This window comes from Hydrogenophaga sp. 70-12, assembly GCF_001897365.1.
GTDB classification, from domain to species: Bacteria; Pseudomonadota; Gammaproteobacteria; order Burkholderiales; family Burkholderiaceae_C; genus Hydrogenophaga; species Hydrogenophaga borbori.
This window is the reverse complement of the sequence record NZ_MKSS01000398.1, coordinates 1-5432: the sequence shown is the minus strand read 5'-3', so window position 1 is coordinate 5432 and position 5432 is coordinate 1. Positions and strand designations below refer to the sequence as shown.

Annotated in this window: 5 protein-coding genes; 2 read left to right on the top strand and 3 right to left on the bottom strand. The window is 70.6% G+C overall.

Going from position 1 to position 5432, the window contains the following annotated elements; all coding sequences use genetic code 11:
• On the bottom strand, positions 1 to 603 hold a 603-nt coding region (locus BGO22_RS20305; protein WP_286852295.1), incomplete at its 3' end, for an alanine racemase.
• 187 nt (positions 604 to 790) lie between these two features.
• On the opposite strand from BGO22_RS20305, the gene lplT reads away from it, so the two are divergent.
• Positions 791 to 2062 carry a lysophospholipid transporter LplT gene (gene lplT, locus BGO22_RS20300; protein WP_070400172.1) on the top strand — a complete coding sequence of 424 codons (1272 nt, stop codon included), beginning with the start codon at positions 791 to 793 and terminating at the stop codon, positions 2060 to 2062.
• Positions 2063 to 2170: 108 nt separating this feature from the next.
• On the opposite strand, the gene BGO22_RS20295 is transcribed toward lplT, so the two are convergent.
• On the bottom strand, positions 2171 to 3397 hold the full coding sequence (locus BGO22_RS20295; protein ID WP_070400171.1) for a PleD family two-component system response regulator: 1227 nt from the start codon (positions 3395 to 3397) through the stop codon (positions 2171 to 2173).
• Positions 3398 to 3558: 161 nt separating this feature from the next.
• Between BGO22_RS20295 and BGO22_RS20290 the strand changes: the two genes are divergently transcribed.
• The gene (locus BGO22_RS20290; RefSeq protein ID WP_070400170.1) at positions 3559 to 4044 is read left to right on the top strand and encodes a glutathione peroxidase; all 486 of its coding nucleotides are present in this window, start codon (positions 3559 to 3561) and stop codon (positions 4042 to 4044) included.
• A gap of 39 nt (positions 4045 to 4083) precedes the next feature.
• Here the strand turns inward: BGO22_RS20290 and BGO22_RS20285 are convergent.
• A partial coding sequence (locus BGO22_RS20285) for a hypothetical protein (RefSeq protein ID WP_286852293.1) occupies positions 4084 to 5432 on the bottom strand: 1349 nt, incomplete at its 5' end.

Sequence of the window (5432 nt, the reverse complement as noted above, 5' to 3'; positions counted from 1 at the left end):
GCCGCGCGCGTGGCGCAGGATGGCCGCGCTGTTGGCCAGCGTGCGCTCGCCGGGCAGGTCGTCGGTGGCCTGCTCGAACAGCGCCACCTGGTGCGCAATGCCGCGCGCGCCGTCGGCGTCGCTGAAGTGCGTCATGTGGCCGATTTCCTCGACCTGCGGCAACGCATTGAGCCGCGCCCAGGCCGTGCGGTAGGCCGCGGGCGTGAAGCCCAGGCGGTTCATGCCGCTGTTGAGCTTGAGGAAGACCTTGTGCGGCTGCTGGGTCTTGTGCGCGGCCAGCCAGTCGATCTGCTCATTGCAGTGCACCGCGTGCCAGAGGTTCAGGCGCGAGCACAGCTCCAGGTCGCGCGCCTCGAACGCGCCTTCGAGCAGCAGGATGGGACCGCGCCAGTCGAGGGCGCGCAGGCGCTCGGCCTCGGCCAGGTCCAGCAGGGCGAAGCCGTCGGCGCCGCGCAGGCCCTCGAAGGCGCGCTCGATGCCGTGGCCATAGGCATCGGCCTTGACCACCGCCCAGACGCGGGCGTCGGGGGCGCGCTCGCGCGCGATGCCGAGGTTGTGGCGCAGGGCGCCGGTGTGCACGGTGGCCAGGATGGGGCGGGGCATGGCGTGAGAAAAGTCAAGAAGGGAAATCCAGTCCGAGCGGCGGGGTGGCCTTCCGGCGGCGCCTGCGCACACGCGTGCTATAACCCGCGCCACCTCACGGAGACAAGCCTCAAACTGTCGCACAAACGTGTGGGGTGTCCGTCGATAGGCGCTTCATCCTGGCAGGCAAGCAAACCGATTCATCGCCATGAAGCGCGGCTTCTACACCATCATGACGGCGCAGTTTTTCAGCTCCCTGGCTGACAACGCGCTGTTCGTCGCCGCCATCGAGCTGCTGCGCCACCGCAACGCGCACGAATGGCAAAGCGCGGCGCTGGTGCCCATGTTCGCCCTGTTCTACGTGCTGCTGGCGCCCTTCGTGGGCGCCTTCGCCGACGCCCGGCCCAAGGGCCAGGTCATGTTCATCAGCAACGCCATCAAGGTGGTGGGCTGCCTGCTCATGCTGGTGGGCGTGCACCCACTGCTGGCCTACACCTTGGTGGGCCTGGGCGCGGCGGCGTACTCGCCGGCCAAGTACGGCATCCTCACCGAGCTGCTGCCACCGTCCCAGCTGGTCAAGGCCAATGGCTGGATCGAGGGCCTGACCATCGCCTCCATCATCCTGGGCGTGCTGCTGGGCGGCCAGCTCGTGGGGCCCACCCTGTCGTCGTGGCTGCTGGCGCTGCACATCCCCGGTATTCACCACGGCCCGGCCGCCGCCATCGCCATGCTGGTGGTGCTCTACATCCTGGCCGCGGCCTTCAACCTGCGCATCCCGCTCACCGGCGTGACGCCGCGTCCCATGCCGCGCAACCCGCTGGTGCTGCTGCCCGATTTCTGGACCTGCAACATGCGCCTCTGGCGCGACCACCTGGGCCAGATCTCGCTGTCCACCACCACGCTGTTCTGGGGCGTGAGCGGCAACCTGCGCTACATCGTGCTGGCCTGGGCCGCGGTGGCGCTGGGCTACAGCACCTCCAAGGCCTCGGCGCTGGTGGGCGTGGTGGCGCTGGGCACGGCCGTGGGCGCGGTGGTGGCCTCCATGCGCATGCGGCTCGACCAGGCCACGAAGGTCATCCCCCTGGGCATCGGCATGGGCCTGCTGGTGGTGCTGATGAACTTCATCGACAACGTCTGGGTGGCCGCGCCCTTCCTGGTGCTGCTGGGCGGCCTGGGCGGCTTCCTGGTGGTGCCCATGAACGCGCTGCTGCAGCACCGGGGCCACAACCTCATGGGCGCGGGCCGCTCCATCGCCGTGCAGAACTTCAATGAGCAGGCCTGCATCCTGGGCCTGGGCGCGCTCTACACGGCGTCCACCGGCGCGGGGCTGTCGGCCTTCGCGGCCATCACCGCCTTCGGCCTGCTGGTGGCCGGCACCATGTGGCTGATCGGCTGGTGGCACAAGCGCAACCAGCGCGTGCACGGGCACGAGATCGAGCGCCTGCTCGAAATCGCCCGCCGGGACGATCTACACGGATAGCACCCCCGCCGCGCTGCGCGCGACCCCCTCAAGGGGGCAACGCCTACGGCCCGGCAAAGCCGGTTCCGTGGCATTTCTGGCTTGGGTCACGCCACACGTTGCAAGTGTTCAGAAATTGCCCACGTTGGTGGGCGCGAAGCCGTTGAGGCTGACCAGGCGGTGCTGCGCGAGCACTTTGTACAGGTCGGCCTCGCTCACCGAGCGCGAGAGGTAGGCGTCGGCGCCAGCCAGTCCGGCCTTCATGCGCTCCATGCTGCCCGCGCTGGGCGCGAACAGGATCACCGTGGCCGCGCCCTTGGGCCCTTTGGCCTGCTTGGCCCAGCGGCAGACCTGGAAGGCGTCGGGCTCGCCGCCGAGGCGGTCGATGACCACCAGACGGTAGGGGTGCGCCTTGAGCATGGCCTGGGCCTGCGCGGGCTCGCGGCACCAGTCCACGCTCAGCTCGTACTTGCGCAGGCGCTTGAGCAGGATGCGGCCCTCCACCAGGCTCTGCCCCACCAGCAGGGCGTCGCCGCGCGCCACCTCGGGCACGGAGGCGTCGCCCTGGCGCAGCCGCGAGGGCAGGCGCGAGCGCGGCGAACGCGGCGCGGGCGGCGCGACATTGAGCAGGTCTTCCAGGTCGGCGTAGTCGGTGACACCGCGCAGGGGAATGCTGACGGTGCCGGCGCGCGGCGCGGCCGGGGCTGGGGCCGGCGCGGCGGGCGGGACCGGGGACGCGGCGGGCGATGGCGCGGCGCTGGCCGGCGGCGCACCCCGGGCGCCCGCGGCCGCCTCGCCGGCCATGTCGGCCGCGCGAGCGATCATGGACATGACCTCCTCACGCGTCATGGGCCGCGTGGGGGGGAACTCGGTCTCGGGCGAGCGGCGCCGGGCGCGGGCCGAGGGCGGCAGCGGCGCGATCGGCTGCGGCCTGCCGCTGGCCAGGCGCATGCTGGCCTGCAGGCCGTGCAGCTGGGAAGCCTTGAAGGGTTCGGTGGCCGCGAAGCCCGGCGCCAGCGGCGCCGCCGAGGCCGCCGCCCGGGCGGTGCGCAGGCCCACCAGCGCGTCGAGCGAGCCCAGCAGCGAGACCAGGCGCACCGGCTTGCGCTCCACCGGCCAGCCGGTGCCGCCGTCGTGGGCGCCGATGAGCAGCACACGCCCCGGCAGCGAGGCGCCGCGCACCAGCGCCACGGCCTGCGCGTTGTCGGCGTTGACGAGCAGCAGCTGCGCGTCGAGCACCTCTTCCTGCACCCGGTAGGCCGGGGGCCGCCGCGCGGCGAGCCGGAAGAACGATTCGAATGTGGCGCTTTCGTGCTGGGCAAAGCCCACCAGCGCCACCGTGTAGGCAGCCTCCATTACCCGCTCCACGTGGTTCGACACTTTTTGAAACCGTTTGTCGGACGGCGCAGTATGGCGTGCCGCCTGGGTTTTGGGTACGGCATGCGGCGCCGCTGGTGCCGCCATGTGAAGATTCTGTCGCGCGCCGGACACCGCGCGCCCACCCAAGGAGCCCCTTCATGCCCAGCGTCTACGACTTCGAAGCCCTGTCCATCACCGGCCAGCCCGTGCCCCTGAGCCACTACAAGGGCCAGGTGATGCTCATCGTCAACACCGCCAGCGCCTGCGGCTTCACGCCGCAGTTCGCGGGGCTGGAAGCGCTGCACAAGGCCTACGGCCCGCGCGGCCTGGCGGTGCTGGGCTTCCCCTGCAACCAGTTCGGCTCGCAGGACCCGGGCAGCAACGAGGAGATCGCCGGCTTCTGCCAGCTCAACTACGGCGTGAGCTTCCCCATGATGGCCAAGATCGACGTCAACGGCGCCGAGGCCCACCCCCTGTACCGCTGGCTCACGGCCGAGGCGCCGGGGCTGCTGGGCAGCAAGGCCATCAAGTGGAACTTCACCAAGTTCCTGGTCGGCAAGGACGGCCAGGTGCTCAAGCGCTACGCGCCGCAGGACGCGCCCGCCAAGCTCGCCAGCGATATCGAGGCGGCGCTGGCGGCTTGACCGGTCGCCAACCACGGGCCTTGCAGGCCCGCCAGACCCTCAGGAGAGGGGCGTCGGCGCGATCGCCTGCGCAGGAGCGCCGCGCTTGCGCCACTCACCGATGGTGAAGGGGTCGGCCGGGGCGCCGTCCCCGTCGGCACCGTACGCACGGGCCCAGGCCTGGCCGATGGCGACTTCGCACAGCTGGCGTGCCGCGGCCCGGTTGGGGGCATCGCCTGGGATGAAGCGCTGAGCGCGCTCGTCCTTGGTTTCGCGCGTGATGAAGCGATCCGGCGCGTTGAACCGATCGACATCGGTTTGCGTGATCCAGCCCGCGTCGTGCAGCTGGAGCATCGCGTTGCCGGCCAAGCGCTGAAGCGTTTCGGCGTCCAGCGATGTCTTCGCGCCTTCGGGCACCTCGCCACCCAGCACCGTGCCGTAGGCCGCCCAGGCCTTGTCCACCTGTGCCAGCTGCTCTTCCCGCGTGAACTTCACAGGCTCCTTGACCGGCGTCTGGACCGCCTCGACCACCGGCTTCTCCGCCGCCAGCGGCACAGGCGCATCGGGCGAGCGAGTGGGTTCGGTGGGTTCGGGGTGGGCGGACCGCCCGACCAAGTCTTGAACCGCCTGCTGTATCGCGTCCATCAAGGTGCCCGGCTGAACCGCGGCCTTGGATGAACCGCTCTTGAGATCGTCCAGCGCCACCACGGCCGGCAGCACTTCCTCGACGGGCGCTTCCTGCGTCGATCCCGTCCCGTCCTGGGTGGGGGCGTCGGACGCGCCGCCCTGCTCGCCACCGAGCAGACGATCCTTCAGGTTCAGCAACTGTTGATAAACCTGCTTCGCGCCGTCCTCAATGTCCTTGCCCAGCGAGCCACCCGCGCCGGGTGCCCCCTCAACGGGCGCTTTGCCCGGCGCCGCGGGATGGGCCTGCACCCATGCCGCCACCACGTCCGAACCGATGGGCGCTTGTTCACCCTGCTGACCCCACTGGCCTTGCAGCATGCGCCGCCACGCCTCGCCAATGGTGGCCTCGCACAGCCGGCGCACGGGATCCGCCTCGCCACCGAACGGGGAAAAGCGCTTGTCGCGATCGGCGGCCGACTCGGTCGAGAAGCCCTCGCCCGCCCCCGCAAACCGCGCGAAGTCTTTCTCCGAAAGGCCCTTGTCGTCCCGCAAGCGGCGCAGGGCCATCAAGGCCACGCGATCGAAATCGCTGCCATCGAACGACTTGCGCTTGTTGCCCCTAAGCACCTCGTGATAGGTCTTCAGCGCGGCATCCACCCGCTCGATGGCTTGGGCTTGCGCGGGGACCTGGGCGGCATCGTTTGGCGTGGCGAGCGGGGCGGCTGGGGCCGGGGCACCGGCTCGCGCCCCGGCCAGTTGAAGCTTGACGTCGACTCGAGACC